At 43.3% G+C, this 3,438-nt stretch carries 3 protein-coding genes; all 3 read left to right on the top strand.

The genetic code is table 11. The features are described 5' to 3' along the window. Positions 1-557, top strand: a 557-nt coding sequence (locus HOO90_RS02525; RefSeq protein WP_292839151.1) for a hypothetical protein, incomplete at its 5' end; no start/stop codon positions are given. A gap of 143 nt (positions 558-700) precedes the next feature. Then, on the top strand, positions 701-2,962 hold the full coding sequence (locus tag HOO90_RS02520) for a tetratricopeptide repeat protein (RefSeq protein WP_292839149.1): 2,262 nt from the start codon (positions 701-703) through the stop codon (positions 2,960-2,962). A gap of 2 nt (positions 2,963-2,964) precedes the next feature. Further along, the coding region (gene ccmA / locus HOO90_RS02515) for a cytochrome c biogenesis heme-transporting ATPase CcmA (protein ID WP_292839147.1) at positions 2,965-3,438 on the top strand (474 nt) is incomplete at its 3' end.

Here is a 3,438-nt window from a genome sequence, read left to right as displayed (position 1 = left end):
ATCACACGGGCATCACAGGAAATTGTGCAAGCTGCCACAGCGGTCAAACGGCAGGTTTGAAGAAACCTGGCAACCACCTGGTGACAAATTCACCTTGTGAGAACTGCCATAAAGTGAGCGGCTGGACTCCGGCGAAGATGGATCACACGGGCATCACAGGAAATTGTGCAAGCTGCCACAGCGGTCAAACGGCAGGTTTGAAGAAACCTGGCAACCACCTGGTGACAAATTCACCTTGTGAGAACTGCCATAAAGTGAGCGGCTGGACCCCGGCCAAGATGAATCACACCGGCATCGTTTCAGGTTGTTCAAACTGCCACAGCGGTCAAACGACAGGTATGAAGAAACCTGGTAACCATATGCCTACTACTACTATACCATGTGAGAACTGCCATAAAGTGAGCGGCTGGGCTAATGCTAAGATGAATCATACGGGTATCGTGTCCAATTGTGCACTTTGCCATAATGGCAATTTCGCTGAAGGCAAACCGGGTGATCATCCAAAAACTACCGCTGGTTGTGAAACTTGCCATACAACAAGAACTTTCAGTAAATAAGAATTGGGGGCCCTGCCCCCTTTTTTATTTTATGTCCAGCGAATAATTTGCTTTACATAAAAATGGCAACTAATTGACTTTTAATCAAAAAATTTATATCATCTATCCGTGTTTACATACAGGCATTGGGATGTTGGAAAAATATGAAGCTATCTAAAAAAATCTACCTAATTTTATTGTTTGTTTGCTCGCTAGTTCCTTCACTGGCTTATGCAGACAGAATTTTAGATAAGGTTGAAGTAATACAGGCCAAAACTGAAACCGAGATTCATATCGAGTTCGCCACGCAAGTGCGTTATGTGCGACATTCTCCGTCAAATAAGCAAACAAGCCGCGTTCAAATCTTCTTAGAATTTCCACAAGTTCCTAGAGGGTCATTGTCATCACAGCGTGAGTTCCGTAACTCACCAAGTGTTGGTCAAATTCCTAGTTTTACCGTTAACTATCCAGAGCAGCAAGTGGGTAGCGTCGGCATCAGGTTCAAAAAACCGATTAAGTTTACAATTTCACCCGATAATAGTGGTCGTGGTATTGTAATTCGCGTTCCGTTGGACAAATCGCTACCAACAGATATAGTCACAGTAACTCAAGCGCAACCAGCTATTGAGCACGGCCCACAAGGTGAGTTACCTGTTAGAGCTGTCGGTATGTCAGATAGTGATTATGCGAGTCAATTATTATCTCAAGCCAAGTCAGCTAGAGGTGCGGGTGACTACCCAAGAGCCGTAGAGCTTTTAAATGCTATTTTAAATTTACCTGCTAACCCTAGCTCACAAGATGCGCAAGAGTTAATTGGTAACTCACGTGAAAAAATGGGTGAATCAGACAAAGCGAAAGCCGAGTATGAAACCTATCTAAAACTGTATCCAAAAGGTGAAGGTGCAACCAGGGTAAGTAAACGCTTAGCCGCTATTTCTGGGTCAGCCCAAGTGGCGAGCACAGACAAAGCCAAAACGAAAAAGCCGATTGGTGAAATTCACGAGAACACGATATCGGGTAGCTGGGATCAATACTATTACGATGGTCACACTCATAGTTATAATAACGACGGTAAGCGTTCTACAAGCCATGACCTCTCACAGCTAGAAACTGCGATTGACTTGACTGCACGTTTCCGTCAAAACGAATGGGATAACAAAATTGTAATCCGTGATCGATTTAGAAGTAATTTCTTGCCAAATCAGGTGGATAGAAACAGATTGCAGGCGGCTTATGTTGAAATTAACAACAAAGAGGCTGACTATTCAGCTCGCTTAGGCAGGCAGAATGGTAACTCGGGCGGCATTTTGGGTCGTTTTGATGGCGCTTGGTTCCGTTATGGCTTGAGCCCACAATACCGGTTGAACTTTGCTCTCGGTACGTTAGATGAGTACAAAGTCGATTATCGTCGTCACTTCTATGGTATTAACTTAGACGTAGGTCCATTTCTTACCAATTGGAAAGGTAACGCCTTTTATATTAATCAGCGCGTAGGCGATATTAAGGACCGAGAAGCGGTGGGTGGCGAATTAAGTTATTCTAATGGCGGTCGCTCTGTCTATAGCCTTGTAGACTATGATACGATGTTTAGTAAAGTGAATACTGTGATGGTGCAGGGTAACTGGCTAACAGAGAGTGGTATTAACTACAATATTTTGTTAGATCATCGTAAGTCACCGATATTGACCATGATTAACAGTTTATCTGATCCTGCGTTCCAGAATACGACTTACTTTTCCAAAATACCTACTAATTTACGTCAGGCATTGTTGATTGGTAGAAATATTCCTGCACCTTTGACGGTTACTGAAGATAAATTGAGACAATATGCCTACAACCAGGCTTTAGATACAAATCTAGCGCTGTTTGGTGTGACTAAGCAATTTACGCAACGTTGGCAACTGGGTGGTGATGTGCAATGGAGTCGCGTATCTGGTCAGGCAGGTGCAAGTGATGGTGCTCTTGCTCTGGCTGAAAAAGTAGCAGCGGATAACGGTACTGTATTGACTGCTTTGGAAAGACAAAACCTAAAAAACTCATTCCAGGCAGGTAATACTTACAACTACCATGTTCAAGCAGTGGGTTCTGATACGTTATTTAAAGATGATACGTCAGTCATTAGTTTGTCCTATAACGATGGACCTACCACCGATACTCAGTCTGTGGTATTGACTAACGTAATGGTGCCGCGTGAAAAATGGCGTTTAGACTCTTCCATCAAACTATTACGAGTGGATGTAAATGGCACTTCACCAGAGTTGCAATATATCGTTGCACCTTCAGTTCGCGGCAGCTACCGGTTACGTGAAAAGGCAACGATAGAGGCAGAAGTTGGTTTGGAAGTAACGAATGTAAATAATCAAATTGATGGGCATTCACGTACTTTCCGTGATTTCAGTTATATCGGTTATCGTTTGGATATTTAACTATGTTAAAAGCGCAAGGCTTGGCTTGCTTGCGCGGTGACCGCTTGCTGTTTAAAGAGGTTGGTTTTGAGTTGCAAGCAGGCGGTTTATTATACGTGTTGGGTGAAAATGGTAGTGGTAAAAGTAGTCTACTCAGAATGTTATGTGGTCTGCTGACGCCAGAAGCGGGTGCCGTATTCTGGGATAGTAACAAGACTAAAGAAAATGCTGAAGATTATCTGTCCAACTTAACTTACCTTGGGCATTTAAACGGTCTCAAAGATGATCTAACCGCGCTAGAGAATTTGTATATGAGCGCCCAATTAGCAGGAAATCTAGTCGATAAAGAAGGTGCTTTAGCCGCACTGAGTGCTATCGGCATAGCACGCTGTGCAAATCTGCCAGTACGTGTTTTATCTCAAGGTCAAAAAAGACGCGTTGCATTGGCTAGGCTTTGGCTAGTAAAAAGTAAATTGTGGATTCTGGACGAACCTTTT

It is taken from the genome of Methylotenera sp. (assembly GCF_013141425.1).
Classification (GTDB): Bacteria; Pseudomonadota; Gammaproteobacteria; order Burkholderiales; family Methylophilaceae; genus Methylotenera.
This window is presented reverse-complemented; position numbering and strand designations above follow the sequence as displayed.